General features: G+C 46.1%; 1 protein-coding gene. It reads left to right on the plus strand.

Annotation, left to right across the window (positions count from 1 at the left end; translation table 11 throughout):
• Positions 1-141 (plus strand): L,D-transpeptidase (locus A3722_RS23560; RefSeq protein ID WP_150120534.1); only part of this gene is annotated, 141 nt, incomplete at its 5' end.
• Positions 142-241 lie beyond the last annotated feature (100 nt).

Consider the following 241-nt stretch of genomic DNA (forward strand, 5'->3'; position numbering starts at 1 on the left):
ACATATTACCGTATCCACGGAACCCACGACACAAGAAAAATTGGCCGCAAGTCTTCCAATGGTTGCATTGGGCTCTATAACGAACATATTGCCGAACTTTTTGCCATGACAAAGGTCGGCACGCAGGTGTTGCTTATTTGACGACATCCCCCTGATTCCTTGATGCAATAGCTGATTCCGGGTTTGCAAACTTTTGCCGATACTGTTTAGAACGAGATTACGAGGTAAGTCTTGGGTGCGT

It is taken from the genome of Sulfitobacter sp. HI0027 (assembly GCF_001634775.1).
GTDB lineage: Bacteria > Pseudomonadota > Alphaproteobacteria > Rhodobacterales > Rhodobacteraceae > Sulfitobacter.